At 62.6% G+C, this 26,784-nt stretch carries 23 protein-coding genes and 1 tRNA gene; 8 read left to right on the top strand and 16 right to left on the bottom strand.

Annotated features, from left to right (window positions below; genetic code table 11):
- Positions 1 to 27: 27 nt before the first annotated feature.
- The 5 genes from KY494_RS23545 to KY494_RS23525 all read right to left on the bottom strand — a co-directional run bounded on the left by KY494_RS23545 (position 28) and on the right by KY494_RS23525 (position 5,355).
- Positions 28 to 1,236: a fatty acid desaturase gene (locus tag KY494_RS23545; RefSeq protein WP_141170484.1), complete on the bottom strand. Its 1,209-nt coding sequence runs from the start codon at positions 1,234 to 1,236 to the stop codon at positions 28 to 30.
- A gap of 133 nt (positions 1,237 to 1,369) precedes the next feature.
- Positions 1,370 to 2,728 carry a mechanosensitive ion channel family protein gene (locus KY494_RS23540; protein WP_219135933.1) on the bottom strand — a complete coding sequence of 453 codons (1,359 nt, stop codon included), beginning with the start codon at positions 2,726 to 2,728 and terminating at the stop codon, positions 1,370 to 1,372.
- Between the two features lie 122 nt (positions 2,729 to 2,850).
- Positions 2,851 to 4,170 (bottom strand): RsmB/NOP family class I SAM-dependent RNA methyltransferase, encoded by a 1,320-nt coding sequence (locus KY494_RS23535; RefSeq protein ID WP_219888428.1) that lies wholly within the window; start codon positions 4,168 to 4,170, stop codon positions 2,851 to 2,853.
- 21 nt (positions 4,171 to 4,191) lie between these two features.
- Positions 4,192 to 4,800 carry a phosphoribosylglycinamide formyltransferase gene (gene purN / locus KY494_RS23530; RefSeq protein ID WP_070289225.1) on the bottom strand — a complete coding sequence of 203 codons (609 nt, stop codon included), beginning with the start codon at positions 4,798 to 4,800 and terminating at the stop codon, positions 4,192 to 4,194.
- A gap of 156 nt (positions 4,801 to 4,956) precedes the next feature.
- A complete protein-coding gene (locus tag KY494_RS23525; protein WP_071075771.1) occupies positions 4,957 to 5,355 on the bottom strand; it encodes a barstar family protein in 399 nt (132 codons plus the stop codon).
- Positions 5,356 to 5,755: 400 nt separating this feature from the next.
- On the opposite strand from KY494_RS23525, the gene KY494_RS23520 reads away from it, so the two are divergent.
- From KY494_RS23520 to KY494_RS23500, 5 genes are all read left to right on the top strand, one after another.
- Positions 5,756 to 6,268: a glycine zipper 2TM domain-containing protein gene (locus KY494_RS23520; protein ID WP_034785134.1), complete on the top strand. Its 513-nt coding sequence runs from the start codon at positions 5,756 to 5,758 to the stop codon at positions 6,266 to 6,268.
- An 87-nt stretch (positions 6,269 to 6,355) separates the two neighbouring features.
- Complete coding sequence (locus tag KY494_RS23515) at positions 6,356 to 7,144, top strand: spermidine synthase (protein WP_219888427.1); 789 nt, start codon at positions 6,356 to 6,358, stop codon at positions 7,142 to 7,144.
- 47 nt (positions 7,145 to 7,191) lie between these two features.
- On the top strand, positions 7,192 to 8,958 hold the full coding sequence (locus KY494_RS23510) for a GspE/PulE family protein (protein WP_219888426.1): 1,767 nt from the start codon (positions 7,192 to 7,194) through the stop codon (positions 8,956 to 8,958).
- Between the two features lie 68 nt (positions 8,959 to 9,026).
- A tRNA-Lys gene (locus KY494_RS23505) sits at positions 9,027 to 9,102 on the top strand.
- Between the two features lie 103 nt (positions 9,103 to 9,205).
- Positions 9,206 to 9,607, top strand: a complete 402-nt coding sequence (locus KY494_RS23500) for a hypothetical protein (RefSeq protein WP_219888425.1) — start codon at positions 9,206 to 9,208, stop codon at positions 9,605 to 9,607.
- 14 nt (positions 9,608 to 9,621) lie between these two features.
- Here the strand turns inward: KY494_RS23500 and KY494_RS23495 are convergent, their stop codons facing one another.
- Together KY494_RS23495 and KY494_RS23490 are read right to left on the bottom strand one after the other, a co-directional pair.
- The gene (locus KY494_RS23495) at positions 9,622 to 10,125 is read right to left on the bottom strand and encodes a hypothetical protein (RefSeq protein WP_219888424.1); all 504 of its coding nucleotides are present in this window, start codon (positions 10,123 to 10,125) and stop codon (positions 9,622 to 9,624) included.
- A 3-nt stretch (positions 10,126 to 10,128) separates the two neighbouring features.
- Complete coding sequence (locus KY494_RS23490) at positions 10,129 to 11,175, bottom strand: lysozyme inhibitor LprI family protein (protein WP_219888423.1); 1,047 nt, start codon at positions 11,173 to 11,175, stop codon at positions 10,129 to 10,131.
- Between the two features lie 175 nt (positions 11,176 to 11,350).
- Here KY494_RS23490 and KY494_RS23485 point away from each other — a divergent pair, with 175 nt between their 5' ends.
- On the top strand, positions 11,351 to 13,507 hold the full coding sequence (locus tag KY494_RS23485; RefSeq protein ID WP_219888422.1) for a S9 family peptidase: 2,157 nt from the start codon (positions 11,351 to 11,353) through the stop codon (positions 13,505 to 13,507).
- A gap of 55 nt (positions 13,508 to 13,562) precedes the next feature.
- On the opposite strand, the gene KY494_RS23480 is transcribed toward KY494_RS23485, so the two are convergent.
- The 5 genes from KY494_RS23480 to KY494_RS23460 all read right to left on the bottom strand — a co-directional run bounded on the left by KY494_RS23480 (position 13,563) and on the right by KY494_RS23460 (position 19,175).
- Complete coding sequence (locus KY494_RS23480) at positions 13,563 to 14,855, bottom strand: MFS transporter (RefSeq protein ID WP_219888421.1); 1,293 nt, start codon at positions 14,853 to 14,855, stop codon at positions 13,563 to 13,565.
- Between the two features lie 232 nt (positions 14,856 to 15,087).
- Entirely contained in the window at positions 15,088 to 15,819 is a 732-nt protein-coding gene (locus KY494_RS23475) for a BON domain-containing protein (RefSeq protein WP_219888420.1), read from the bottom strand.
- Between the two features lie 104 nt (positions 15,820 to 15,923).
- Positions 15,924 to 16,607, bottom strand: coding sequence for a hypothetical protein (locus KY494_RS23470; RefSeq protein WP_219888419.1), 684 nt, complete (start codon positions 16,605 to 16,607; stop codon positions 15,924 to 15,926).
- Positions 16,608 to 16,761: 154 nt separating this feature from the next.
- Positions 16,762 to 18,495 (bottom strand): hypothetical protein, encoded by a 1,734-nt coding sequence (locus KY494_RS23465; RefSeq protein WP_219888418.1) that lies wholly within the window; start codon positions 18,493 to 18,495, stop codon positions 16,762 to 16,764.
- Between the two features lie 80 nt (positions 18,496 to 18,575).
- Positions 18,576 to 19,175, bottom strand: a complete 600-nt coding sequence (locus KY494_RS23460; RefSeq protein WP_219888417.1) for a short chain dehydrogenase — start codon at positions 19,173 to 19,175, stop codon at positions 18,576 to 18,578.
- A gap of 111 nt (positions 19,176 to 19,286) precedes the next feature.
- Between KY494_RS23460 and KY494_RS23455 the strand changes: the two genes are divergently transcribed.
- Positions 19,287 to 20,204, top strand: coding sequence for a LysR family transcriptional regulator (locus KY494_RS23455; RefSeq protein ID WP_219888416.1), 918 nt, complete (start codon positions 19,287 to 19,289; stop codon positions 20,202 to 20,204).
- A gap of 9 nt (positions 20,205 to 20,213) precedes the next feature.
- Here KY494_RS23455 and KY494_RS23450 read toward each other — a convergent pair whose 3' ends face one another.
- The 3 genes from KY494_RS23450 to KY494_RS23440 are packed head-to-tail and all read right to left on the bottom strand — an operon-like array spanning position 20,214 to position 24,550.
- Complete coding sequence (locus KY494_RS23450) at positions 20,214 to 21,686, bottom strand: efflux transporter outer membrane subunit (RefSeq protein ID WP_219888415.1); 1,473 nt, start codon at positions 21,684 to 21,686, stop codon at positions 20,214 to 20,216.
- Positions 21,687 to 21,736: 50 nt separating this feature from the next.
- Positions 21,737 to 23,335, bottom strand: coding sequence for a DHA2 family efflux MFS transporter permease subunit (locus KY494_RS23445; RefSeq protein ID WP_219888414.1), 1,599 nt, complete (start codon positions 23,333 to 23,335; stop codon positions 21,737 to 21,739).
- A 6-nt stretch (positions 23,336 to 23,341) separates the two neighbouring features.
- Complete coding sequence (locus tag KY494_RS23440) at positions 23,342 to 24,550, bottom strand: HlyD family secretion protein (protein ID WP_219135918.1); 1,209 nt, start codon at positions 24,548 to 24,550, stop codon at positions 23,342 to 23,344.
- 144 nt (positions 24,551 to 24,694) lie between these two features.
- Here KY494_RS23440 and KY494_RS23435 point away from each other — a divergent pair, with 144 nt between their 5' ends.
- Positions 24,695 to 25,414, top strand: coding sequence for a TetR/AcrR family transcriptional regulator (locus KY494_RS23435; protein ID WP_219135917.1), 720 nt, complete (start codon positions 24,695 to 24,697; stop codon positions 25,412 to 25,414).
- A gap of 23 nt (positions 25,415 to 25,437) precedes the next feature.
- On the opposite strand, the gene KY494_RS23430 is transcribed toward KY494_RS23435, so the two are convergent.
- Positions 25,438 to 26,607: a hypothetical protein gene (locus tag KY494_RS23430; RefSeq protein ID WP_219888413.1), complete on the bottom strand. Its 1,170-nt coding sequence runs from the start codon at positions 26,605 to 26,607 to the stop codon at positions 25,438 to 25,440.
- Positions 26,608 to 26,784: the final 177 nt, after the last annotated feature.

The following is a 26,784-nucleotide window of genomic DNA, read 5'->3' as shown; positions in this document are numbered from 1 at the left end:
GCCTATCGTGATACCACCACGAAAGACTCAGGCATAGCTACGCAGGCGCAACGAGAAATCTTGCAGCGACTGGATGCCCGACGCTTCGGCGCGCGTGCACCAGTCTTGCAGCTTCTGCAGCAATTGCTCGCGCGTAAAGTGCGAACGCTCCCAGATGGCGCCCAGCTCCACGCGCATGTGGTGCATGGTTTCCAGCGCCTTGCTGTGCTGGAACAGTTCCGACAGCTGCTCGTGGTGCGCATCGGCCAGCTTGCCCGGCTCGCGCTGCATCAGCTTGCGCGACGATTTCAGGAAGCGCTTTTCCAGCTCGGCCTTGTGCTTCAGGTGCTCCAGCTCTTCCTTCCAGGCATGCTTGATCGATTTCGCGTACTTGGCCATCACGTCGTAACGGTTGGCAATAACCGACTGCAAGGTCTCGAAGTCCGCTTCCAGCTTGCCGTGCGAGAACTTCGGTTCCGGCGCCAGCTTTTTCACCTTGGCCAGGCCCAGCATTTCCAGCGCGCGAATATACGCCCAGCCGATATCGATTTCATACCATTTCGACGACAGCTTGGCCGACGTCGCATACGTATGGTGATTGTTATGCAACTCTTCGCCGCCGATCAAGATGCCGAACGGAATGATGTTGGTGGCCGCGTCGGCGCAGTCGTAGTTACGGTAGCCCCAGTAGTGGCCGATGCCGTTGATGATGCCGGCTGCCGTGATGGGTATCCACATCATTTGCACGGCCCACACGGAAATGCCGATCACGCCGAACAACACAAAATTGATGACGAACAGCGACACCACGCCCAGCCAGCTGTACTTGGTGTACAGGTTGCGCTCGATCCAGTCCGTCGGCGTGCCGTGGCCGTACTTGGCCATGGTTTCCATGTTCTTCGATTCAGCGCGGTACAGCTCGGCGCCCTCCCAGAACACTTTCTTGATGCCGCGCGTCACGGGGCTGTGCGGATCTTCTTCCGTATCGCACTTGGCATGGTGCTTGCGGTGGATGGCCGCCCACTCCTTGGTCACCTGGCCCGTCGTCAGCCACAGCCAGAAACGGAAGAAATGGCTGGGGATGGCGTGCAATTCCAGCGCCCGGTGGGCCTGGTGGCGGTGCAGATAAATCGTGACGCTGGCGATCGTGATATGCGTGACCACCATGGTGTACAGGAAAACTTGCCATGCGGACAGATCGGTAATGCCAGTGGCCATGAACTGCAAAACGTCGTGTAAAACGGAACTCAATGTCATTACTGCTACTCCAAGTGGACAGGGCATGCGCACGGTCGCTCCAGTGACTCTGGAGGTCCGGCAGAGTTAATTTTAGGCGTGATTGTACGCCCTAATGGGTGCTATCAGGCAAAATCGGAGGCAGGCAGCGAGGTTAAGGCTGGGTGCCAGATGGCGCGGACTCACCGTCTGCCGCGCTGGCAAGCGGGGCAGGAGGCGTAGCAACAATACGCAATTCGCGTTGCGGAAACGGTACAGTGACCTTATGTTCCTGCAAGGTGCGCCAGATGGCGCGGTTCACATTCGACTTCACGCCGCCGGTGCCGTTTTCCGGGTCCGCGATCCAGAAGCCGATCTGCACATCGAGGCCGTCGGCGCCGAAACGCACGAGGGTCGCCGAGGGCGGATTGCTTTGCGACACACGCGGCACCTTGGCCGTCGCCGCTTCCAGCAAGGGGAAGATGACATCGATATCCGTTTCATAGCCGACCGACACGGCCGTCGACAGCCAGACCATGCGGTTGCTCAGCGACATATTCTGCACGCCGCCGGAAATCAGCATTTCATTCGGCACGATGGATTCAACGCCATCGCCACCCAGTAATACAGTATAGCGCGTATTGATCTGCGTCACCTTGCCCGTAAATTGACCCACCGTGATCATGTCGCCGATGGTCAGGCTGCGGTCGAGCAGGATGATGAAACCGGAGACGAAGTTGGCGGCGATCTTTTGCAAGCCAAAGCCCAGCGCCACGCCGAAAGCGCCGCCAAACACGGACAGCACCGTCAGGTCGATGCCCACCAGCGACAGGCTGACCAGCACGGAAACGAGGATCAGCACGGCGCGGCCCATGCGCGACAGCACCACGCGCAGGGAAGTGTGCAAGCCCGGCATTTTCATCAGGCGCTCGTCGAGCGAGGTGCCGGCCCACATGGCCAGCACCAGCAGCACGGCCACCGAAATAGCGGCTTGCAAGATGGCAGCCACTGAGACCTTGTTGCGTCCCAGCGGCACGACGATGCCTTCCAGGAAGGCATGCAATTCCGGCCACAGGCCCGTGATGTACAGGGCCATGCCGGCCCACACCACCACCGTGAATATCTTTTCCAGCAACAACATGGTGGGGCTGATATCGCCATGGCGGGCAAAAATGCGGCGCAACACATAAAAACCGAAGCGCACCAGCGCCATCGAGGTACACAGAGGGATGGCGATACTGAGCAGATTCACCGACTGGAACTTGGCCAGGAAATGTTGCGCAATGCCCAGCAGCATGGCCGCCAGCACGGGCGTCAAAATGCGGATGAAACTATCCGTGCGCTGCAAGGTTTCCGGCGTGGCTGGCGTCGTCGCCGCTTCCGCCCGCTTGTGCAGGAACACGCGCAACTGCCGCACCAGCAGCCAGCTCAGCGCCAGGCAGGCAAGGATGACCAGCGCCTGCCACAGGATGGCCGGTTGGCGGAAATCATTGACAAAATCAGTGATCAGGTTGAGCAGCGGGGTTTCATTCATGGCGGATGCGGTCCGGAAGGTGGGACGAAGATGGTACGGATGGGGAGTGATCCCATGCCGCCAGGCGGGCTGGCGGCATTGAAGGCCGCCACTGCAGGGTGCAGCGGCGGCCCGTGACAGGCTTACTCGGCGGGTTCAGCGTCAACGTCGTCGGCCGGTTTTTCATCGGCGTAGACTTTTTTCGGCATGACCTTGCGTTCGAACACGGCGGCGAAGAAACCGTCGGTATGGTGCAGGTGCGGCAGCAATTTCAGGTAGTCGCCCATTTCCAGCTCGATCTTCTGTTCGGCCAGCACCTTGCTCATCGGCACCAGGGTGAAGTCGGGATGGGCCGCCAGGAATTGCTCGGCGATAAAATCATTTTCTTCGTTCAGGAAGCTGCAGGTGGCGTACACCAGGCGGCCGCCGCCCTTGACCAGGCGCGCCGCGCCGGCCAGGATGGCTGCCTGCTTGGCTTGCAGTTCGACGATGGAGTTCGGCTGCTGGCGCCATTTCACGTCCGGATTGCGACGCAGGGTGCCCAGGCCGCTACACGGGGCATCGACCAGCACGCGGTCGATCTTGCCGGCCAGGCGCTTGATCTTGGCATCGCGCTCATGCGCGATCTGCACCGGATGCACGTTCGACAGGCCGCTGCGGGCCATGCGTGGCTTCAGCTTGGCCAGGCGCTTTTCCGATACGTCAAACGCATACAAGCGGCCCGTGTTGCGCATCAGCGCGCCCAGTGCGAGCGTCTTGCCGCCCGCGCCGGCACAGAAATCGACCACCATCTCGCCGCGCTTGGCGCCGACGATCTGCGACAGGATCTGGCTGCCTTCATCTTGCACTTCGATGGCGCCGCTCTGGAACAAAGGCATGTTTTGCAACGATGGCTTCTTGATCACGCGCAGCCCCAGCGGCGCATACGGCGTCGGCGTGCTGAGGATCGGCGCTTCGGCCAGGGCCAGCATCACGTCTTCACGCGTGGCCTTGAGCGAGTTGACGCGCAAGTCCAGCGGCGCCGGCGCGTTCAGCGCATCGGCCAGCTTCATGGTTTCCGCTTCGCCGAACTGGGCGATCAGCTTGTCGAACAGCCAGGTCGGCATGTTGGCGCGCATGTTCGACGGCATCAGGCTACGGTCGATTTGCGTGATGCGCTCCAGCCATTCCACTTCTTCTTCCGTCAGGCCGCCCAGGGAGTCGGCACCCACCGCTTCGGCCAGGCCGAGGATGGTCAAACGGCGCATGGTCGGGCCACTGCCCGCTTCGGCGAAATCGGTAAAGAACGATTTGTTGCGCAGGACGGCATAAATGCCTTCGGCGATGGCGCCGCGTTCGCGCGAACCGAGGCGCGGATGGTCGCGGAAATAGCGCGACAGGGTGGTGTCGGCCGGGGCCGTGAAACGTAAAATTTCGCGCAATACTTCTTCAGCATTGGCAAGTATCGCTGGTGGCAATCTCATTGTTATTCTTCCTGTAATATTTTATTGAGGGTCCACGCGGACCTGACCATGCTCGACTGACAGTTTATCGTCAATGAACAGGCGGATGGCGCGCGGGTAAAGCAGATGTTCCTGTACCAGCACGCGCGCCGATAAGCTGTCTTCTGTGTCGCCTGGCAAGACGGGGACTTTCGCGCTCGCCACGGCCGGGCCATGATCGAGCTCGGCCGTCACGAAATGCACGGTCGCGCCGTGTTCCGTCACGCCCGCCTCGAGCGCCTGGCGGTGCGTCGCCATGCCCGGGAACAGCGGCAGCAGCGACGGGTGAATATTGAGCATGCGCCCCGCGTAATGCTCGACGAAGGGCGGCGTCAAGATGCGCATGAAACCGGCCAGCACGACCAGGTCGGGGGTGTAGCCGTCGATCACGGCTTGCAGCGCCGCATCAAACTGCTCGCGGCTGGCATAATCCTTGTTGGCAACGACTGCCGTCGCTATCCCGTGTTCCGCGGCAAAAACCAGTCCCTGGGCGTCGGCCCGGTTACTGATGACGGCGGCAATACGGGCTGGCCATTGCTCGGCTTGCGCCGCGCGCACGACCGCTTCCATGTTGCTGCCGCGTCCGGAAATGAGGATAACGATATTTTTCATAGCGCGCATTGTACCCGCTATGGCGATGCGAACCAAGAAAGGCCGGCGATATTGTTGCGCCGCAACATGCTCGCACAACACCCGCTTTTGCCGGACAATGCCGGCTGCCTAGCGGGAAAAAGGCGGACTTTACGCTACTGTAACGAGAGTAAGTATTTACTCGAACGAATAGAAGACGCGGAACGGCACTTTCTTCTCGGCCCAGTAGTCGGCCGCATCGCGGAACACGTCGAGCAGGATCTCGCGCGCTTCCTTGTCGAATTTTTGCGTATTTGGCAATTGCTCGAGCACCACCAGGAAGCCCGTTTGCGTACCGGCCTTGTGCATGGTATCCGTCAGGCACAGGCGCAGGGCATCGAAATTCTTTGCCAGGTTTTTCGGAAACAGGAATGCTTCCGCAATAATGCCGATGACTTGTTGTTTGGTCTGTCCAGCGTTGCAATGCGCATATAAAAAGTGCTGCCCGAGACGGATCGCCTCGTCTTGTAACTCGGTCACGCGAAAGGCACGAATGGACTGGACAAGGTTGGGCGGCACGGTTAGTAACAAACTCATTTTTCCCTCAAATCGACCTGTTATGTATGGATTTGTTCTAGCTGCTCTTCTTATTGCATCCCCGCACGCGGGTCAATGCGCACGCGGTGATTCGATCTGTATCAACTTTTATGCGATTCAGTGCGATTTTATATAAGCCATACGCGTATTAGGGTAACGTGTTGTCCTGTATGAATCAACCCGAATATGATGTCAAACGCAAGATTTGTTACAAACCGCTGGTTTCAAGTCATCCAACATCATGTATCGATTGAAAGTGCATGTTACAGACTGTGGGGCAAGGGGCTTGGGCTGTTACATTTTGTTGCCATGCGAACGACAACCGGCCAGCGAGTCGGATTACTATAGACTCAAGTTGTAAAAAATACCCTGAAAGATTCTCTACATAATGAGGTTAGAAATGAACTTGCAAGCCAAATTGATGATGTCAGCCCTTTGTATCGGTGCATTGCCACTCGCCCAGGCCGCCGACTTTGAAGATTTCGGCAAGGTCGTGCGCGTCGTGCCGCAAGTGGAGCAGATCAATCGCCCACGCCAGGAATGCCGTACGGAATACGTGCAAGTGCAAGCGCCGCCGCAACAGCGCAGCGCTGGCGGCTCCATCGTCGGCGGTATCGCCGGCGCCCTGCTCGGTAGCCAGGTCGGTGGCGGCAATGGCCGCACGGCTGCGGCGGCCGCTGGCGCGATTGCCGGCGCCGTCGTCGGCGACCGTGTCGACAACCAGAACAATTACCAGGGCGGCATGCAGGAACAAGCCGTCAAGCAATGCCGTCAGGTCGACCACTGGGAATCGCGCAACAATGGCTACCAGGTCACCTACGACTACCGCGGCCGCAACTACACGAGCATCATGTCCTACGATCCGGGCGAGCGCATCCGTTTGCGCGTCTCCATCGAGCCAGCTCAGCAGTAAGCGCAGCAAGCGTCCCGTACCATGCCAGCCCCAGCGGCTGGCATTTTTTATGGCACGCTATAATGCGGCACACTTTCAGGCCGCCTTATGCTTATCAAACGAAAATCCATCGAACAAGTCGAATCCTCGCGCCCCGCGCGCAAGCCCCGCTACGCCCCTGTCACCCTGTCCGAAATGGATGGCGTGCGCTATCTGCATTTCGGCACGGAATGGGTGCAGGGCGCCATGCGCATCCGCAAGCCGGACTGGCCGGAGCTCGAATACGCGCAGCAGATGATGGCGTGGATGCTGTGGATCGAGCAACCGCGGCGCCTCGCCCAGCTGGGCCTGGGCACGGGAGCGCTGACCAAGTTCTGCTACCGCCAGTTCCCGCAGGCGCAAGTCGAAGCCATCGAGCTGAACCCGTCCGTCATCACCATCTGCGCCTCGATGTTCAAGCTGCCGCCCAACGACGAGCGCCTGCACGTGCGCGAGATGGATGCGCTCGACTACGTCAACGACGACGCCAACCATGGCACCCTGGACGCCCTGCAGGTGGACCTGTATGACGCCACGGCGCGCGGCCCCGTGCTCGACAGCGCGGACTTTTATTCCGCCTGCTGCGCCTGCCTGGCGCCGCACGGCATCATGACGGTCAACCTGTTCGGCGACCACCCCAGCTACGCGAAGAACATCAAGGCGATGAAGTTTGCGTTTGCACAGGTGATCTGCCTGCCGGAAGTCCATGATGGGAATGTGGTGGCGATCGCGTTCAAGACAAAAGTGGCGCTCGATGCCGAAGCGCAAGCGGCCCTGCTGGAACGCGCCAAGCAGATCGTCGCCGCGACCAAGCTGCCCGCCAAGACCTGGGTCAAGGGCATCGTCAGCACCCTGTAAGCGCCGGTACCCCCACGCAAGGCCGGCAGCCCTGAAAGGCGCCGGCCATGTCCGCTTCCCCTCCTCCTTCCCCCATTTCACCCGACACGCCGCTGCAACTGCCGCAACTGCTGGCCTGGCTGCAGGAAGACGGCTTGCTCGATGCGGCGCAAGCGGCCGCCATCAGCACCCAGGCCGCCCTGCTGCCGGCGCCGGCCTTGCATCCACTGTGCAGCATCGCCCATGGCGCACTCACGCTCGACACCCTGTGCGCGTGGCTGGCGCAACGCGCAAGCCTGCCGTATGTGCGCATCGATCCCCTGCACATCGATTTCAGCCAGGTGGCCGACGTCATGACGGCCGGCTATGCCGCCCGTTTTAATATCCTGCCCGTGGAAAGCACGCTTGACCGCATCGTCATCGCCACGGCCCAGCCCTACGCGCTCGCCTGGCAGGCGCAGCTGGGCAAGCTGGCGCCGCGCAAGCTGAGCCTCGTCATCGCCAACCCGCTGCACATCGCCGATGCCATCGCGCAATTTTTCAGCCTGGCCAGTTCCGTCAAGGTGGCAAAACTGGCGTCCACGCAGGACCTGGCGCTGCGCCAGAATGTCGAGCAGCTGGTGGAGCTGGGGCGCAACAAGGGCAACCTTGACGCCAACGACCAGCACGTGGTGCGCATCGTCGACTGGCTGTGGCAATACGCGTTTGCCCAGCGCGCCTCCGACATCCACCTGGAACCGAAGCGCGATGCGGGTTTCGTGCGCCTGCGCATCGACGGCCGCCTGCACCAGGCCTACCAGCTGCCGCCCGTGGTGCTGCTGGCCATGACGGCGCGCATCAAGTTGCTCGGGCGCATGGACGTCGTGGAAAAGCGCCGCCCGCAGGATGGCCGCATCAAGACGCGCAATGCGCAGGGCCAGGAAATCGAGCTGCGCCTGTCGACCTTGCCCACCGCCTTCGGCGAAAAGCTCGTCATGCGCATCTTCGACCCGGAAGTGGCCGTCAAGAGCCTGGCGGAGCTGGGCTTTCCACCCGCGGACGCCGAACGCTGGCGCCAGCTGACGGCGCGCACGCACGGCATCGTACTGGTGACGGGCCCCACCGGCTCGGGCAAGACCAGCACCCTGTACAGCACCCTGAAGGCGCTGGCCGGCAGCGAAGTCAATGTGTGCACGGTGGAAGACCCCATCGAAATGGTCGAACCGGCCTTCAACCAGATGCAGGTGCAAAGCCAGGCCGGCATCGAACTGTCGTTTGCCGATGGCGTGCGGGCGCTGATGCGGCAAGACCCCGACATCATCATGGTGGGCGAGATCCGCGACCTGGCCACGGCCGAGATGGCCATGCAGGCGGCGCTGACGGGCCATCTGGTGCTGTCGACCCTGCACACCAACGACGCGCCCTCGGCCGTCATGCGCCTGCTGGAACTGGGCTTGCCCGCCTATTTGCTGGAAGCGTGCCTGATCGGCGTGCTGGCGCAGCGATTGCTGCGCTGCCTGTGCCCGGGCTGCAAACAGCCGGGCACCGCCCCGGACGCCGCCGCATGGCAGCGCCTGACGGGCGGCCAGCTGGAACGGCCGCAGGCCATGTACCACGCCGTCGGCTGCGCCCTGTGCCGGCACAGCGGCTACCTGGGGCGTGCCGGCATTTATGAACTGCTGAGCGTGACGGAAACATTCGGCCAGCTGGTCAAGGCAGGCGCCGACCTGCACGCCTTGCGTCGCCAAAGCATCCTCGACGGCATGACACCGCTGCGCATCGCCGGTGCGCGCAAGATCATCGATGGCACGACCAGCATCGACGAAGTGCTGAAGCTCACGGCAGCCCTGCCTTAGCTGGCCAGCACTTTCTCGCAGGAATGCTTTGCATTCTTTTTCAACTGATATATAATGCGGCCTCTTTCGGGTCGTTAGCTCAGCTGGTAGAGCAGCAGACTTTTAATCCGTTGGTCGCAGGTTCGAATCCCGCACGGCCTACCACGAATGCGCAGTACCAAAAAGCCTATCCTCACGGATGGGCTTTTTGCATTTCCGCGCCCACGGTTATACTGGCCTTTCGTCTGGCCAGCCCTGAAAGAAACGCATGAAACTTGCAGCCCTGCTTTTCCCCGCCCTGCTGCTGTGTGCACAAGCGCAGGCGCAAGCGCCCATCGTGCTCGACGGCCAGTACAGCCTGCGCACGGACGAGATGAGCTTGCAGATCATCGGCGACCGCGTCTGCTTCGCGCCCGACAAGGCGCAGTGGGGCCGCCTGCCCCGCCCTGCCGCCACGCACGACGCATGGTTTTGTTTCAGCAACGACACCCAGGCGCGCCGGCTGCTGCGCGTGCCCGCGCGCCAGGCCGACAATTGCGGCTGGCAAGCGCGTGCGCGCATCGTCATCGATACCTATCAACCGTACGTCGAGCAAGGCGACGGCAACGACATGGCGCGCCTGGCGTCCGTGGTCAAGGTGGCGCAACCGAACGCCATCGCCTGCGAGTAATCAGTTCAGTTCGATCAATCCAGTTCGTATTCCCGCAGATAGCGGGCGAACAGGTCGCCATCGGCCAGCGGGCACGCAAACCCCGCGCCCCAGTCAGCCAGCAGCAATTGCTCTTTCAAGGGCAGCAGCAACAACTCAGGCATGGCGTCGCTGCACCACAAATCCACCACGATGCCGTCCTCGCCCAAGCCCGCAAACAGGGTTTCCGTCTTCTCGCCGCCAAAGGCCAGCACGTTCTTGCATTCCACGCGATAACTGCTGTAGCCCGTGTAGACGGCGTCATACGGCGGCATGGCATCGGCCAGCGCCAGCCGCAGCTGCCCGGCCGTCAGGCCCAGCGCGCGCAGTGGCGACGGTGGCGCCTCGGGCACGTACATGTCCGTCCAGCCGGCGCCGCTGCGGTGTGCATCGGCGAACGCCTGCTGCTCGCCCATCTGCGTCAAACAGTGCTGCAAGTTATCCAGCGGCAGCAATTCGATCATGCAAAAATCGTCTTCGTGGTAATAGGCTTCGCGCATGCGTCAATTCTCCAGCAAATCTTGTAATTGGGCATTGCGCCGCGCCGTCAACAGGCCGGCCCAGGTGTCGCTCGTCACGGACGGATAACGCACGGCGCCAAAATTCATCCAGGCATCGCGGTACGCCAGCCACAAGCGCTGTGTGGCGCGGATGCCCTCCTTGTCCACGGCGCCAGCATGGGTTTCCGCCGGCTTTTTCATCAGCTTGCCATAGATGGCGTTGAGCTCCTTGTCGAGCGCCGCCACCTGCGCCTTCGACATGCTGACAGGCAACTTGCCCGCTTCATATTCGCGCACATCCTGCGCCAGCAGATCGAGCTCGGCCGTGCGGGCGGCGATGCTCTGGGCGGCGCGCGCCGTGCCGCTCAAGTCCGTTTCACTGGCTGCGCGCGCGTCGGCAAACTTGCTTGCCGCCGTCTGCAGCTTTTGCAGCGACGCTTGCGCCACGGCCGGCATGCTTGCGCTGACCTTGCCTGTCGCCTGCGCGCGCATGCGCTGCTTTTGCCGCGCATCGATGGCGCTGCACACGCCCATCATGTAGCCGCTGGTGATGTCGTCGCACCAGTCCATCATGCCGCGTCCGCTGGAATTGATCTGCTGCAAGTGTTCGATGCGGCCCTGCATCTCGGCCGGCGCCGCATCGATGCTGCACGCATACTTGAGGGCCAGCAATGGGTCTTTCTGCACGCCTTGCCCATTCTGGTACAGCATCATCAGCACGGCACTATTTTGCGTGGCCATTGCGCAATGGCGCGCGGGACGCCAGTCGACCGGCTTGGGCGAGGACATACTCTTGGTATCGTAATACAGCTCGCTCGCCTGGCACTGCTGCAGCGATGCCACGGCGGATGGCGCCGGCAGGTCGGCCGGTGGCGGCACCGCATCCTTGACCTTCAGGCAAGTCGCATACCAGGCCGTACTTTCCGCGTGGCCCACGCCCATGGCGCTGGTATTCGGGTAGGGAACGGGCGCGGCGGCAAAAACCGGAGCGGCCAGCAGGCAGCTCGCTCCCAGCAATGCCGTTTTCAATAAGGAAAGACAAATTTTCATGTTCAGGCAGCGCCAGTGTGAGTAAAGCGGCAAGTTTAACTGATCGGATACGCGCTGCCCGCCCGATACGCGGCTATCCCGCCTGGTAAGTAACGGTTCAAGGCCTTGGCAGTGGCCGAATCGATGGGCAATAATGTTTCCCGCTGTACTCTTTTTCACTACCCGGACCACGCCCATGACCTTACCCCGTCTTCGCCGTTCCCTCGGCTCCCTGCTGATCGCAGCAGCCTGCGCCTCGCTGGCAACGACCGTCCACGCCGCCGATACCACGGCGGTTATACCCATTGCCGCCGCGCAAACGCAAGCCAGACACGCCATCACGCATGAAGACGTGTGGCTGATGAAACGGGTGGGCGCGCCCGTCGCCAGCCCGGATGGGCGATGGGCCGTGTTTTCCGTCGTCGACAGCGCCTACTCTAGCCAAGATCAATGGTCAGACCTGTGGATCAAGTCGCTGCTTGACGACAGCCCCGCGCGCCGCCTGACGTATTCCAAGGGCGGCGAAAGCGCCGTGGTCTGGTCGCCGGACAGCCGCCAGCTGGTGTTCGTTGCCAAGCGCGACGGCGATGACGCGGGACAGATTTACCGCCTCGACGTGGCCGCCGGTGGCGAAGCACAACGGTTGACCTCGCTCACCCTGGGCGCGCGCATGCCGAAATGGAGTCCGGATGGCAAGCAATTGCTGTTCGTCAGCGACATCTATCCAGGCAACAAGACGGAAGCCGACGTCAAGCAAAGCGCGAAAGAGCGCAAGGAGCGCAAGGTCAGCGCCCGTTCGTATGAAACGACGGCGCCCCGTTATTTCGACAAATGGCTGACGGACAAGCAGGTGCGCCTGTTCATCGTCGACGCGCAGCCAGAGTCGACGCCGCGCGACATCCTGTCGGGCACGCAACTGGTGGCGCTTCCCGGCTTTGGCGGCGGCCAGGGTGACGAGGGGCAATCCTTGGACGCCGTCTGGACGCCCGATGGCAAGGCCGTCGTCTTCAACGCGGCCACCAACCGCGATGCGGCCCAGCGCGAAGCCGTGGTCTCGCAACTGTATCTGCTGTCCGTGGCCGGCGGCGAAGCACAGCGTTTGACGCAGGACAAACATAGCTATGGCAGCCTGAAATTCGCGGCCGACGGCAAGACCCTGTTCGCCTTGAGCGACGCGCAAACGCCCGGCAAAGTGTACGACGTGAAACGCCTGGCCAGCTTCGCCTGGCCGATGAGCAACCCTGCGCCGAGCATCCTGACGGCCCAACTGGACCGTTCGATTTCGCGCTTCGTGCTGCCAGAAGGCGGCAAGCGCGTCCTCTTCAGCTATGAACATGCGGGCCTGGAAAAGCTGTACTCGATCGACATCAAAGGCGGTGACGTGCGCGAAGAGCCATCCTTGCCGACAGGCAGCATCAACTCGCTGAGCAGCGGCGGCAAGGCTTTGGTCGGCGTGTGGGAGTCAAGCATCAACCCGCCGGAAATCTATGCGTTCAACGGCAAGCAGCCAAAGCGCCTGACGGCCTTCAACACGGAGAAAGCGAGCAAGATCGACTGGCAGGCGCCCGAGCACTTCTGGTTCACCACGGCCGATGGCCGCCGCATCCACAACATGCTCGTCAAGCCCGCCAATTTTGATCCGAACAAGAAATATCCGCTGTTGACCGTCATCCACGGCGGCGCGGCCAGCATGTGGCGCGACCAGTTCGTGCTGCGCTGGAACTATCACTTGCTGGCCAAGCCAGGTTACGTTGTCTTGCTGACCGACTACAAGGGTTCCACCGGCTATGGCGAGGAATTCTCGCGCTCGATTCAATTCGACCCCTTGAAGGGTCCGGGCGATGAAGTCAACCAGGGCGTCGATGAAGCCATCAAGAAATATCCATTTATCGACGGCACGAAGCTGGCGGCCGGCGGCGCCAGCTATGGCGGCTACCTGGCCAACTGGCTGCAAGCGACCACCACGCGCTACAAGGCCATCGTCTCGCACGCGGGCGAAATGGACCTGATCATGCAATGGGGCACCAGCGATGGCGGTTTCGGCCGTGAAACGAATGCGGGCGGCCCCGTCTGGTCGAACCTGCCCGTGTGGCGCGATCAAAGCCCCGTCATGCAAGCGGGCAATCACGAAAAAGGCACGGGTTTTACCACGCCCATCCTGATCACCGTGGGCGAACTCGACTACCGCGTACCGGCCAACAATGCCTTGATGAACTTTGCCGTGCAACAACGCCTGAACGTGCCGGCGAAATTGCTGGTCTTCCCGGATGAAAACCACTGGATTTTGAAGGGCGAGAACAGCCGTTTCTTCTACAGCGAAGTCGAGGGATGGCTGGCAAAGTATTTGAAATAATCGTGTTGCGCGCTTCTTGAAAGGCCAGGCTCCGCTCACGCGGGCCTGGCTTTTTTCATGCGGACTGGACGGCAGCCACGGCAGCCTTCTGGCGGGCGATCGCCAGCACCAGCAGCGCGGCGACGAGGCAGGCGGCACCGGCCGCGAACAGGGCCGGATTGTAGGTCAGCATCAGGGTGCGGATGCGGCCCGCGCCGTACGCGGCCACGGCGGCGCCCAGCTGGTGGCCGGCGAAGATCCAGCCAAACACCATGCCCGCCCGCTCCCGCCCAAACGTGGCGCCCACCAGTTTCACGGTAGGCGGCACGGTGGCGATCCAGTCCAGGCCATAGAACATGGCGAACAGCGACAGGCCGTACAAGGTGAATTCCGAATACGGCAGCCAGAACAGCGACAAGCCCCGCAAGCCGTAGTACCAGAACAGCAATTTGCGGTTGTCATAGCGGTCCGACAGCCAGCCGGACAAGATTGTGCCGAACAGATCGAAGGCGCCCATCATGGCCAGCACGGAGGCGGCCGGCACGGCGGACAGACCCGAGTCGCTGCACAGCGAGATGAAATGCGTCTGGATCAGGCCGTTGGTGCTGAGGCCGCAGATGAAAAACGTGCCGAACAGTATCCAGAAGGTACGATTGGAAGCCACGCTGCGCAGGATCAAAAAAGGCGTGGCAAACGTCATGCTTGCCGCCGGCGCCGCCATCAGGGGCGTGGCCGGGTCGGCGCCATACGGACGCAAGGCCACGTCCTGCGGACGGTTGCGCATGCACAGGAAGGCCAGCACGGCGACGATGGCGCAGGCGGCAAACACGGGCAGGACGGCCGTGCGCCAGCCGAAATGCTCGATCAGCCAGGCGCCCACGGGCAGGAACAGCAGCTGGCCCGTGGCCGAGCTGGCCGTCAGCACGCCCACCACCAGGCCCCGGTGCGTCTCGAACCAGCGGTTCGCCACCACGGCGCTCAAGACGAGCGCCGTCATGCCCGAGCCGAGACCCAGCAGGATGCCCCACAGGGCCACCAGGTGCCAGAACTGCGTCATGCGCGTCGCCAGCAGCATGCCGCAAGCGATCAGGCCCAGGGCCACGCAGATGACATTGCGCAAGCCGAAGCGCTCCATCAGGATGGCGGCAAACGGCCCCATCAAGCCAAACAGCACGAAGCGCACGGCCAGGGCCGAGGAAATCTGCTCGGCATCCCAGCCGAATTCGCGGCTCAGCGGCTGCATCAGCGCGCCGGGCAAGCCCAGCGCGGCAGACGATGTTAATGCCGTGAGGAAAGTGATGGCGACGATGACCCAGGCGAAATGGATGCCGCGCCGCTCCAGCCATTGCGAAAAGGGAAGAGAAAGCATGCTGTCCTCATGAAAAAGAGTGAAGAGAAAGAGTGGATGCGGGTCAGCATCAGCCGATGGGATTCTTCATGTTATATTATGATCGTAATTTATACAATCGAAAAAAAACTGGAGCCACACTGCCGCGTGCCGCTCCAGTCCTCGCTTCAAGCTTGTGAAATGGGGTCAGACCCGGCGGGGACATGTGCCCCAATGGGGCACATGTCGATCCCGCAGGAACTGACCCCAAACATTACTTCACCTTCAAGCCATTCTTCACGTCCTTCACGCCTTCCACGCCACGGGCCAGGTCGGCGGCTTTCTTGACTTGCGCCTGGGAAGGCACAAAGCCGCTGAGCATGACGACGCCGTTGACCGTTTCCACGTGCACGTCGAGCGCCTTCAAGTCATTGTCCTTGACGAGGTCCGCCTTGATCTTGGTGGTGATGACGGAGTCTTCCACCGCCACCTTGGTGCTGCCGGCCGCATTGCGCGTCATGCAGGCGGCCTTGGCCGTCGCATCCATGGCATCGCAGTTTTCCTTCGTGGTGGCGGGCGGATTCTGCGCCACGTTGGTGCCGGCCCTGGCGCCCGTATTGGCGTCGGCCAGCGCGGCCGTCTTCGCCGCCTTGGCATCGTTCATGCACGTGGTTTTGTCGGCGCCCGTACGGTCGCCGCACTTGGCCTTGGCCAGGTCATACTCGGCATTGGCGACATCCTTGCGGGCCTTGCCCAATTCGCGCGGCGTGTTGCGGTACTGCGCCACGGCGTCCGAGTCCGCCTTGGTGCGCGCCACCTTCGCTTCTTCCACGCAGACTTTTTTCGCGTTGCCGCTGTGGCTGTCGCAGGCGGCCTTGGCCTGCTTGTAGTCGGCCGTTGCCTTGTCCGTCAAGCTCTTGTACGAGGCATCCTGCGCATACGCGGGCGCGGCGGCAAGCAGGGCGCTGGCACTGGCGGCCAGCATGAGTGCGATCATTTTGTTCATGGTGGTTCCTCTCTGGTTAGTTGATGCCCAGATTAGACCCCTGCCGCACGCAAAGCTCCGTGCGACAGCACACGCTGACAGGCCATCCGCGTAAAAATCAGCGTTTATTTGTCGCCGCTCAAGCCCTTCCGCCACAATACTTGCGCCTGTTCAAATGGTGAAGCAGAGTCATCAAATGCGCCTGCGCCATCGGCCAGCGCCAGCCAGCCTTGCGTGGCGTGCGAACCGCCCGCCGCCTCGTCAGCCGTGCGCACGCCGCGCATCCAGGCCAGCACCTCTTGGTACTGGCCGGGGTGGCGTCCATGCATCCAGGCCAGGGCCACCAGGTCCGCATAGGCCTCTTCGCGACGCGTCTCGCGCAGTTCCTGCGCCAGCGCTGTCAACTTGCCGCGCTGCCTGCCGGGCGGCTCGACAAAGCCGCGCGGCAAGGCGTGCCAGTCGCCCTGCGCATAGCGCTGGCAATGGCCGATTTCATGCGCCGTCATCGCTTCCATCATCAGGCCCTGGCGCGCAGCGGGCACGCCCTGCAAGACACCGTCCGCCTGCGCATTGCCGCGCAAGGACAGCACCAGCTTGCAGCGCCCCCCTTCGTAGCCCAGCGCCAGCGGCACGGCGCCGGGCGCATCCTGCGGCTGCACGATGATATCGACGGGCAAACCTTGCGCACGCGCAAACGCGATGACGGGCTGGCCCGCCCGCAGCCAGCGCGTTTCCAGTTCGGTCAGCGTGGGACCAGCCACGGCGGGCAAAACGATGAGCAAGCTCATCAGCAAGAGCGGTTTCAACATGGGATCGACGGGAAGAAAGGAGGATTTACCACTGCAGAGTAAGCGGTGGATGTATTTCCACAAGGAAAAACTGGCAACTTTTCGCAAATAAAGACGAAAAAAAACCGGCGCAGTGAACGCCGGCTTTTCAGACTGATAATAGTCAGGATCAAGCTTATCGCTTCGTCGCCTTGTCCAGCGCGCGGGCCGTGACGAATTCCGGACGGATATCGTTGGGCACGGCCTTCATCTTGTCGAGCGCCACCTGCACTTCAGGGCGGATCACCACGTACTTGCTCATCATCGCTTGCGCGCGCGCATAGTCGCCCGTCGCCTCGATGGTCAGAAATTCGCGGTCCAGGTCGATCACGGCCTGCTTGATCTTGCCAAAATCGACGCCGAACTTGCCGTCGCCCAGCGAGACAAAGCCGCCCTTGTCGAGGATATAATTGATCTGGATGGCCATGCCGCGCGCGTGCGAATCCGTCAGGCCGAAATGCAGCGTGCGGAAACCGGAGGCGAGGAAAGTGTTATACAGCTTGCGCTCGGCCGCCTCGCCCTGGCCCAGGGTATCGTTGAGCTGGCCCTTGTCCATCATGTAGCGCAGCGCGAACAGGCCCGTGATGTCAGCCTTGGCTTCCTCGATGGTGGAATAGGCTTCCTTCAAGTCCTGGCGCGGCGTCGATGGCTTGCCGTCGACCACGGTGGCATGCGGACCCAGGCCATGCATGATTTCATGCGCGAGGATGTGCGTGAAGAAGGAATTGAAATCGACGTCCTGCTGCGCTTCGGCGGTCAGCACCAGTTTCGAGATCGGCGTCAGGGTAGCCTTGAACTTGGCTTCCTGCACGTTTTTCAACATGACGCGCTTGGAGCCGCGCGCGCTGATGATGCGCTCGTCATTGGGCAGGTTGTAGGCGGCCGTCTGCACGGCCATGTTGCCGTCGCCGGCACCATATACCTGGTTGACCACCACCATCGGCGCCAGCGCGCCCACTTTCGGGTTGCGGTACCGGGCGTCCAGCGGCAGGTTGTCTTCCAGCTCCTGCATGTGCTTGGCGAAGAAATTGAGCTTTTGCGTCTCGGCCTGGTCGCGGATGTTCACGTAGGCCTCGAACGCAGCCTTGTAACCGAACAGTTCGTCGTTATACGTTTCATACGGGCCGATGGTGATGTCGACGGGCGAATCGAGGTCCATCCAGGCAAAATCGGACGGCAAATAGTCGTTGTCGAGGAAAGCCTTGGCGCGCAAGGTGAGGAATTTCTTCAGCGATCCGTTGTCCGTGGCGGCCGCCGCCTCGTCGAGCAGTTTTGCCAATTGCTTCAGTTCTACCTTGTATTCGTCCGAGTATTTGACGGTCTGGTATTGGCCATCCTTGCCCGCGCGAATCGTCGTGAAGAACCATTGCGCCTGCTGCTTGTCGTCCGCCGGCAAGCCGTTCATCCACGTTTCCAGGCTGGCCTTGGTGGCACCCTGCGGATAGAAATTGCCCGCTTCCGGCTTGTGCGCGGGAATGGCGATGCCCGCATAGCTGGCCGGCATGAACGAAGCATGCGCGTCGAGCACCGACCATGGTCCCTTGTTGATCCAGAAATAATTCAGGCGGGCCTGGCCCAGGGCCGACTTGTCCTTCTTCAGGGCCGCCCACAGCGCTTCATTGCCGGACCAGCGCTGGCGCAGTTGCAGCACGTCGACCAGCTTGGCCGCCTCGACCAGCTTGGCGATGGCCTGGCGATCGCCCGCGGACAGGTGGGTGACATCGGCCGTCAGCGCGACGGGCGCATAGCGGGCGCTCATGGCCGTCAGTTGTTGGGCGGTGGCCGGGGTTGCTGGTACGGCGGCTGGCGTTGCGGCGCAGGCGCTGCCGACGGCGGCGGCCATCAGCAGGGGAATCAGGAGTTTTTTCATGGGGCCTCGGTTAAATTCTGGGGTCAGACCCCAAGTGAGGCAAATTGTAATCCACCTGCGCCCCCGCCTGCAGCGCTGGCCTACCAGACCTTGTACACCTGCCCCGTCTGCGCCCCTTCCACGCTGCGGCTGTAGGCCAGCGCCACTCTGCTGGCGGCGGCCGGCTCGAAGCCGTAGAAGAACGGGCCATACGCGTCCAGCGACTCTGCCAGCACCGTGGGGCTGACGACATTGATGCGCACGCCGCGCGCCAGTTCGATGGCGGCGCCCCGCACGAAGCCTTCCACGGCCGCATTCGTCATGCTGGCGGCCGCGCCGAAGCGGATCGGCTGCTCGGCCACGATGCCGCTGGTGAGCGTGATCGAGCCGCCGTCGTTCAGGTATTCCTGCGCCACCAGCGCCACGTTGACCTGGCCCATCAGCTTGCTGTCCAGGCCCAGCTGGAACTGCTCGGGCGTGAAGTCGGCCAGGGGACCGAAATGCAGTTTGCCGGCCGTGACGACGACGGCATCGACCTTGCCGATGCGCTTGAACAGGGCGCGCACTTGCGCGATGTCGCCCATGTCGGCCTGGTGCGTGCCGCTGCGGCTACCCACTTCGATGATTTCGTGGCGTTGCGCCAGTTGGGCGGTGACGGCTGTGCCGATGGTGCCGCTGGCGCCGATGATGACGATTTTCATGCTGCTTCCTTGTGTGGGTTGAACGATGAAGCCAGTATGCGCCGCTTACAAAAAGGAATAAATACGCTAGAATTTACAAGATTACTAACTCAAAATTTGCAATCAAGGCGTATGGATAAATTGCGCAGCATGGAGATTTTTGTCGCCGTCGTCGATGCGGGCAGTTTCACGGCTGCCGCCGAGGCATTCCAGATTTCGCCCGTGATGGTGGGCAAGCACATCAAATATCTGGAAGAGCGGCTGGGCGCGCGGCTGCTGGCGCGCACCACGCGACGGCAAAGCCTGACGGAAATCGGCCAGCAGTATGTGGAACAGTGCCGCCAGATCCTGGCCAGCATCCATGCGGCGGAACGTGGCGCCGAAGCCATGCGCACGGCGCCGCGCGGCAAGCTGAAAATCACGGCGCCCGTCTCCTTCGGCAGCGAGTGCATCGCGCCGCTGCTGGCCGACTACCTCGATGCGTATCCGGAAGTGAGCCTGGAGCTGAACTTGAACGACAGGACGGTGGACCTGGTGGAGGAAGGATTCGATGCGGCCATCCGCATCGGCAAGCTGGAAGATTCCGCCATGGTGGCACGCGTGCTGCGGCCGTATGCGATGGTGATCTGCGCCGCGCCCGCCTATCTGGCCAAGCACGGCACGCCGCGCACACCGGCCGACCTGGCACACCACGAATGCCTGGACTTCATGCAGTGGACGCGCCACGTGCGCTGGCGCCTGGCCAGGAGCGGCGACGACGATGGCAGCCCCGTGCGCGAAAGCCGCTTCCGCTCGAACAATGGACAGGCGCTGCGCGTGGCGGCCCTGCACGGCTTCGGCATCGTCATGCAGGCGGAGATCCTGATGGCCGGCGATATCGCCGCCGGCAGGCTGGTGCCGCTGCTGGCCGACTACGTGCCGGCGCCGCGCCCCATGCACCTCGTATATGCGCGCGACCGCCAGCCCACGCCGAAGCTGACGACTTTTATCGATTTTCTGCTGGAACGCTACGGGCCGGCGGCGACACCGCCACCGGCCACGCTCACGTAATCGTCGTACTTAGTTGGCCTTTGCGGCGGGCGCCGAGGCCAGCTTGGCCAGCTCGCCGTCCGGCTGCCAGCCGGCGCCGAGAGACCTCGCTACGGCGACCGTCGCCAGCAGGCGCTGGGTCTTGATCTGCGCGGCGGCGCGGTCCGCCGTCAGCGAACTGCGCTGGGCATCGGTGACGTCGAGATAGGTCGAGATGCCGCGCTCGTAGCGCGTGCGCGCCACCAGATAGGCGCGCGCCGCGGCGGCCTGCGACAGGGCCTGGGCATCGCCCTGCAACTGGCGCTGCTCCACGTCGGACAGCACGTCTTCCACTTCGCGCAAGGCCGTCAGCAGCTTCGTTTCGTGGTTCGCCACGGCTTCCGCATAGCGCGCCTTGGACAGGTCCAGATTCGCCTGGTTGCGGCCACCGTCGAAGATCGGCAGGGACAGGGCCAGCGGGCCAAAGCTGAACTGGCGCGAACCGCCCTGCGCCAGGTCGCGCAGTTTTTCCGAGGCGTAGCCGAAATTGCCCGTCAATTGCAGCGACGGGTAAAACGCGCCTTCGGCCACGCCCACTTGCGCGTTCGCCGCGCGCAGGTTCGCCACGCTGGAAACCAGATCCGGGCGATGCGCCAGCAGGCTGGCCGGCAAGCCGACGGGAATGGCGGGCGGCAGCGGCAAGCTCGATGGCTCGGCCGCCACCGGCAATTGCAGCGCCGACGGCGGCTTGCCCGTCAGGGTGGCCAGGCTGTTTTCCAGCTGGTTGCGCTGGCGCTTGACTTCATGCAGGTCGGCCTGCGCGTTCGACAGTTCGACTTTCGCGCGCGCCAGGTCCAGCTCATTCGTCAGGCCCGCATTGAAGCGCGCCTCGACCAGCTGCGCCGATTCGCGGCGTGTATCGAGCGCACCATTCAGTATCGCCATTTCCGCATCGAGTCCGCGCAGCTGCCAGTAATTGCTGGCCACCTGCGACGACAGCATCAGCAGCACGCCGTCGCGGTCGGCCTGCGCCGCCAGCGCCTGCGAATCCGCCGCTTCGACCATGCGTTTGACACGGCCCAGCAAGTCGACTTCGTACGACAGCGAACCGCCCACGGAGAAGTTATTGCCGCTGATGGAGCGGTTGCCCAGGGCCAGGCCCTGCGAAGTGTTGGCCGAGGTGCGCGAGTTCGAAATACCCGTGCTGAGGTTCACGCTCGGGCCCTGGTTGGCGCGCGCCGTGCCGCTTTGCGCCAGCGCCTGCAGCAGGCGTTCGCCAGCCGCCTTCACGCCGGGATTGTCCTGCAGCGCGCTTTGCTCCAGGCGGTTCAGGGTCGCGTCGCCGTAGATGCTCCACCACTGCTTGGGCAGCTGCGCGGCATCCGCCGCCGCCGCGCCGTGGCGGAAGGTGTCGGTGCCGGCCACATTCGCCGGGGCGGTGAAATTCTGGCCCACGGTGCCGCAGGCGGACAGCGCCACGGCAAGGGAAGCGGCCAGCGCGATTTTCGTCAATACTATTTGCATGATGTGTACCTTCTTGTTCTTGAGGTGCTGCACGTGCGCGCTGTGCACGGTCAATGACCGCCGCCACCGCCACCGGGAGCTTTGAGTTTGTCGGCCAGCCACAGGGGCACGATACAGGCCAGCAGGATGGCGCCGATCAGGAAGAAGCCATCGTTGTAAGCCATCACATACGCTTCGCGGCGCACGATGCCGTCGATCGCCTGCAAGGCCTGGTTGCCGGCCGTGACGGCGTCATAGCCCTTGGCCATGAACGAGGACGTCAGCTGGTCGATGCGCAGCTGCGTGGCGCTCGAATACGCATTGATCGCTTCGCCCAGGCGCTGCGAATGGAAGTGTTCGCGGGTGCTCAGGGCCGTGGCCAGCAGGGCGATGCCGATCGAGCCGCCCAGGTTGCGCGTCATGTTGAACAGGCTCGATGCGGACGGCATGTCCTTCGGCGCGATGCCCTTCATGGCGAAGTTCGACAGGGTCAGCATGACGAAGGGCTGGCCCAGCGCGCGCACCACCTGCGACCACAGCAGCTGGTCGTAGCCGGTGGATGCGTCCATGTAGGCATTCATCATGCACGAGCCGCCGAACAGCAGCAGGCCGAACGAGCACAGGATGCGGTTGTCCACCACGGACGACAGCTTGGCGACGAACGGCATGATGAACAGCTGCGGCAAGCCCACCCACATGATGACTTCACCGATCTGCATCGGCGAATAGCCCGCGATCTGGCCCAGGAACAGGGGCAGCAGGAAGGCCGAACCGTACAGGCCCATGCCCGTCACGGCCGACAGCACGGTGGCCACCAAAAAATTGCGCTGGCCGTACAGGGCCAGGTTGACGAACGGCTCGGCGCGCGTGGCGCTGGTGACGACCCAGCCCAGGATGCCCGTCAGGGCCAGCGCGGCAAAGGCGATGATGAAGCCCGAGTCGAACCAGTCCTTCGAGTTGCCCTCTTCCAGGAAGATGGTCAGGCAGCCCAGGCCCAGGGCCATGAAGAAGATGCCCAGCCAGTCGGCTTTCCAGAACATCGCCAGCTTCATCGGCTCCTTGTCCAGGCCATAGATCATGCCGGCGATCAGCAGCACACCCGGCACCCAGTTGATGTAGAAGATCGAGGGCCAGCCATACAGTTCGGAGAGATAGCCGCCCAGGGTCGGGCCCATGGCCGGCGCCAAGGTCGCTGTCAGGCCGAAGATGGCCATGCCGACGGCGCGCTTCGACGGCGGCAGCTTGAGCATCACCAGCGTGAACGCCATGGGGATCAGGGCGCCGCCCGTAAAGCCCTGCAGCATGCGGAAGACGATCATGCTTTCCAGGTTCCAGGCCGCCCCGCACAGGGTGGAGAACAGCAGGAAGAAAGCGGTGGTGCCTATCATGTAGGTGCGCAAGCCGAACACGCGCGCCAGCAGCGCGGTGAGCGGGATGACGATAATTTCAGCCACCAGGTAGGCCGTGGAAATCCACGAGCCCTCTTCCTGGGTGGCCGACAGCGAGCCAAGGATATCCTTGAGCGAGGAGTTGGTGATCTGGATGTCGAGCACCGCCATGAAGGCGCCCAGCATGCCGGCGGCGACCGCCAGCCAGGTGCGCCCGGAGACTTTCTCGCTAATCACGGGAAACGCCGGCGTTGCCGCCGGTGTGGTGGAAGGGCTGCCCATGGAAGCTTAGCGGGCGGTGGTCTGGGCTGCAGGAGCGGCAGGAGCGGCGGCGTGGCGCGCGTCCTTCTCCTGATCAGCATTGGGCTGGTTCACTTCCACTTCGGCGATCACCGACATGCCCGGCACCAGGCGGCCATTCATGGCCTTGATGTCTGCCGGCTGGAAGACGATTTTCACGGGCACGCGCTGGACGATCTTGGTGAAGTTGCCGGTGGCGTTATCGGCCGGCAGCAGCGCGAATTGCGCGCCCGAGGCAGGCGCGAAACTATCCACGGTACCCACCAGTTTCTTGCCCGGCATGGCATCGATCGTCACGTGCACGCTCTGGCCGCGGTGCAGGTCGGCCAATTGGGTTTCCTTGAAGTTGGCGGTAACCCAGACGTTGTCCTGCACGATGGCCGTCAGTTGCTGGCCAGGCTGCACGCGCATGCCCGTTTCCACGTTGCGCTTGCCGATGCGGCCGGCGACAGGCGCCAGGATGCGGTTGTATTGCAGCTGCTGTTCCGCGTCTTTCAATTGCACGCGCAGCACGGCCACTTGCGCCTTGGCCACGTCGCGCGCAGCTTGCGCCGCACCGATCTGCGCCTTGGCGGCCGAGGCGCTGTCGCGGCGGGCGGCCAGGTCGGCCACCGCGCTCGAGCGGGCCGCGTTGGCCCCGTCCAGTTCCGCCTTCGAGACGGCTTTCATCTGGCTCGTGTACAGCTGGCCATAGCGCTCCGCATCCTGTTTCGCGCGCAGCAGTTGCGCATCGGCTTGCGCCACTTGCGCCTGGGCGGCGCTCGCTTGCGCCTGCACTTGCGCGATCTGCGCGTCGGCCTGCAGCACTTGCTGCTCGGCGCTGGCGATCTGCGCGGCGATCTGCTCGGTTTTCACGCGCTGGTCGAACGGATCGAGTTCCGCGATCACGTCGCCCTCTTTCACCATTTGATTGTCGTCGATGAAGACCTTGGTGACGACGCCGGAAATGCGCGCCGAGACGGGATGTACGTGGCCGGACACATAGGCGTTTTCCGTTTCCACGAAATAGTGGCTGCGGTACCACATGCGCGCGCCGGCGCCCAGCGCGACGAGGACGATCAGGCCGGCGATGATTTTCACGCGGTTGTTAGGGGGGGCGGAGCTGGCGGAAGCGGCGGGCGTGGAAGGTGCGGCGGGGGCCGCGGGTGGGACGGCGCTCAGCACCTTGTGCTCTGCTTGGCCTGGCTGGTTGGACATACTCGCTCCGAAAATGAAATGATATAGGTTCATTATTGGACAAAGAAAAGCCAAAGTCAAGAAATGAAACGATTGCATTTCATTTTAATTTGCACTACAGTGTGAGCCATCACTTACCTTCCAACTTATAAAGAGACCCAGACCATGTCCGATCCCGGCCTCAGCGATACCTTGCCCACCGATACAGAATCCGACGACGCCGCCCACGAGCTTTCCTGCTGCGGCAAGCCAGCCGGGCGCCCGCGCGCGGCCGACATGGAGGCGCGCATGGAAAACCTGCTGCACACGGCCGGCTGCCTGTTTCTGGAAAAAGGGTATGGGAAGGTGAGCCTGGAAATGATCGCCCGCGAAGCCCATGTGGCCGTGCGCACGATTTATGTGAAGTTTGGCGGCAAGTCGGGCTTGTTCAATGCCGTGGTGGAATTGCGCCGCGCCGCCTACTTCTCGACCATGCCGGCGCTGGAAACGGATATGCGGCCCCTGGCCACCATCCTGGGCGAGTTCGGCCTGCTGTTCGTGCAACTGGTCACCATGCCCGCCGCCATACGCCTGAACCGCATGGTGGTGGCCGAAGCGGCCACGCATCCGGAACTGGCGGAAACGTTTTACAAGGTGGGGCCGGGACAGACGCGCGAGATGCTGACCAAGTTTTTCAGCCGTCCCGACATCGCGCCGCTGTTTCGCGCGGAATTGACGCCCGCCATCCTGGCGCTGCACCTGCTCAATTGCCTGCTCGGAGATCAGATGTCGCGCCTGCTGTTTCCGCCGCCGGCCCAACCCGATGTGGCGCAATTGCGCACCAAGGTGGCGCTCAGCCTGGACCTGTTCTTGCGCGGTACCTTGCGCCAGCAGCTCGCGGCCTGATACGCGACGGCCTGGCGCGGAAGTCAGCCGGGACGGCTGCAGTCTTCCGGCACCGCCACTTCGGCACACGCATCGTTCAAGCCCAGCGCGTGCAGGAAAGGCTGAATCGCCGACGCGCCATCCAGGCTAAGTGAAGACTCACTTCCATCATGCCGTTCCGGGCCATAACGCATCAGGTCGAACGAGGTTTCAAAGCGCCGCGCCAGGAAATAGGTGCGAAAATAATCGAAGGAAAACGCCACCTGGCCATCGGTCCGCAGCAGCAAGCCGTGCGCATACAGCGGCGCCAGCCAGTCCCCGGCAGCCATGCTCCAGCCCTTCACGCCGCAATAGTCGCTGGCAAAGCGTTCCAGCGCCGCCTCGTTGAGGAATACGCTCTTGGCTTCGAACATCACGAATGCCAGCTCGATCAGGAATTCGCGTGCATCGGCAGCCACGCCGGTGCCCACGCGCTGCGGCGCGCCCGCCTGGCCCAGCAAGCCATCGAGATAAGCGCGTTCGCCTGCCAGCTGCGGCAGCAAGGTGGCAAACACATGCTCGGCATCCATCTGCCCCGTTTCCTGGCCATTCGGCGTGTACAGTACCGACAGGGCGAAGTTCTTGCTTACGTCGTCGAACTCGCGCAGCGACACCGTCCACTGCGTGCCTGGCGCGTCGCCATCTGCCCCGCCCGTGCCGAACTCAAGTACGGAAAATGCCGCCATCTGGCCATCCGCACCGTACAGGCTGCCGGGATTGCTCTTGAACAAGATGCCCAGCGACTTCATCAGCGAACTGGCATCGCCCGTATGCTGATGGCCGTGGAACACGGCGTGGATATTCTTGTAGTGCGCGCGCCGCTCGGCACTGGCGTGCTCATCGGCGGAGAAAAAACTGAAGCCCGCATTGCCCTGCGCCGCCGCCGCGACACCCTGCACCCGGCTGCCCGGCACCAGGTAGAAACGCGCGCCGGGCAAGCTGGCCGCCTGCAGCAAGGGGCGCAGGAAGTATTCGTAGACATACACGGGTGTCGTGCCGGCACAGGCGTCCAGCGCCACCAGCTGGCCCGTGAAGAAAATCGCATCGATCTGCTTGCCCGCCGCCAGGATAGCGGCCACATCCTGGTACAAGGCATGCAGCATCACGGCTTGCTCTTGCTCATCGGCCCGGCGCAAACGGACATCGGCGATATGAAGGGCGGTAAACTTTTTCATTGTTGCAAAACTTTCTTAGAGCCTATCCCACGCTGGCAACATTTCTGGAAAAATCACACGCTTCTGTCGAAGCCGAACATGGTGACAGACCTCCATTCTGCCACTTTTTCCATACGGCAATACTCACCAATTTTCACATGGCGCCGCCGCGCCACGTTTTAACATGCTGAAGGTCAA

The sequence above is a fragment of the Janthinobacterium sp. PAMC25594 genome, from assembly GCF_019443505.1.
Classification (GTDB): domain Bacteria; phylum Pseudomonadota; class Gammaproteobacteria; order Burkholderiales; family Burkholderiaceae_D; genus Janthinobacterium.
The sequence above is the reverse complement of the archived record's forward strand: the minus strand, read 5'-3'. Positions and strand labels throughout refer to the sequence as shown.

What these genes read in the sequence shown, in the direction of transcription:
- KY494_RS23515 (WP_219888427.1), top strand. Translation starts at nt 6,356, where the DNA reads ATGCTTATCAAACGAAAATCCATCGAACAAGTCGAATCCTCGCGCCCC.
- KY494_RS23435 (WP_219135917.1), top strand. Translation starts at nt 24,695, where the DNA reads ATGTCCGATCCCGGCCTCAGCGATACCTTGCCCACCGATACAGAATCC.
- KY494_RS23430 (WP_219888413.1), bottom strand. Translation starts at nt 26,607, where the DNA reads ATGAAAAAGTTTACCGCCCTTCATATCGCCGATGTCCGTTTGCGCCGG.
- KY494_RS23460 (WP_219888417.1), bottom strand. Translation starts at nt 19,175, where the DNA reads ATGAAAATCGTCATCATCGGCGCCAGCGGCACCATCGGCACAGCCGTC.
- KY494_RS23525 (WP_071075771.1), bottom strand. Translation starts at nt 5,355, where the DNA reads ATGAGTTTGTTACTAACCGTGCCGCCCAACCTTGTCCAGTCCATTCGT.
- KY494_RS23470 (WP_219888419.1), bottom strand. Translation starts at nt 16,607, where the DNA reads ATGTTGAAACCGCTCTTGCTGATGAGCTTGCTCATCGTTTTGCCCGCC.
- KY494_RS23490 (WP_219888423.1), bottom strand. Translation starts at nt 11,175, where the DNA reads ATGAAAATTTGTCTTTCCTTATTGAAAACGGCATTGCTGGGAGCGAGC.
- KY494_RS23475 (WP_219888420.1), bottom strand. Translation starts at nt 15,819, where the DNA reads ATGAACAAAATGATCGCACTCATGCTGGCCGCCAGTGCCAGCGCCCTG.
- KY494_RS23485 (WP_219888422.1), top strand. Translation starts at nt 11,351, where the DNA reads ATGACCTTACCCCGTCTTCGCCGTTCCCTCGGCTCCCTGCTGATCGCA.
- KY494_RS23450 (WP_219888415.1), bottom strand. Translation starts at nt 21,686, where the DNA reads ATGCAAATAGTATTGACGAAAATCGCGCTGGCCGCTTCCCTTGCCGTG.
- purN (WP_070289225.1), bottom strand. Translation starts at nt 4,800, where the DNA reads ATGAAAAATATCGTTATCCTCATTTCCGGACGCGGCAGCAACATGGAA.
- KY494_RS23440 (WP_219135918.1), bottom strand. Translation starts at nt 24,550, where the DNA reads ATGTCCAACCAGCCAGGCCAAGCAGAGCACAAGGTGCTGAGCGCCGTC.
- KY494_RS23540 (WP_219135933.1), bottom strand. Translation starts at nt 2,728, where the DNA reads ATGAATGAAACCCCGCTGCTCAACCTGATCACTGATTTTGTCAATGAT.
- KY494_RS23500 (WP_219888425.1), top strand. Translation starts at nt 9,206, where the DNA reads ATGAAACTTGCAGCCCTGCTTTTCCCCGCCCTGCTGCTGTGTGCACAA.
- KY494_RS23520 (WP_034785134.1), top strand. Translation starts at nt 5,756, where the DNA reads ATGAACTTGCAAGCCAAATTGATGATGTCAGCCCTTTGTATCGGTGCA.
- KY494_RS23445 (WP_219888414.1), bottom strand. Translation starts at nt 23,335, where the DNA reads ATGGGCAGCCCTTCCACCACACCGGCGGCAACGCCGGCGTTTCCCGTG.
- KY494_RS23535 (WP_219888428.1), bottom strand. Translation starts at nt 4,170, where the DNA reads ATGAGATTGCCACCAGCGATACTTGCCAATGCTGAAGAAGTATTGCGC.
- KY494_RS23455 (WP_219888416.1), top strand. Translation starts at nt 19,287, where the DNA reads ATGGATAAATTGCGCAGCATGGAGATTTTTGTCGCCGTCGTCGATGCG.
- KY494_RS23465 (WP_219888418.1), bottom strand. Translation starts at nt 18,495, where the DNA reads ATGAAAAAACTCCTGATTCCCCTGCTGATGGCCGCCGCCGTCGGCAGC.
- KY494_RS23480 (WP_219888421.1), bottom strand. Translation starts at nt 14,855, where the DNA reads ATGCTTTCTCTTCCCTTTTCGCAATGGCTGGAGCGGCGCGGCATCCAT.
- KY494_RS23545 (WP_141170484.1), bottom strand. Translation starts at nt 1,236, where the DNA reads ATGACATTGAGTTCCGTTTTACACGACGTTTTGCAGTTCATGGCCACT.
- KY494_RS23510 (WP_219888426.1), top strand. Translation starts at nt 7,192, where the DNA reads ATGTCCGCTTCCCCTCCTCCTTCCCCCATTTCACCCGACACGCCGCTG.
- KY494_RS23495 (WP_219888424.1), bottom strand. Translation starts at nt 10,125, where the DNA reads ATGCGCGAAGCCTATTACCACGAAGACGATTTTTGCATGATCGAATTG.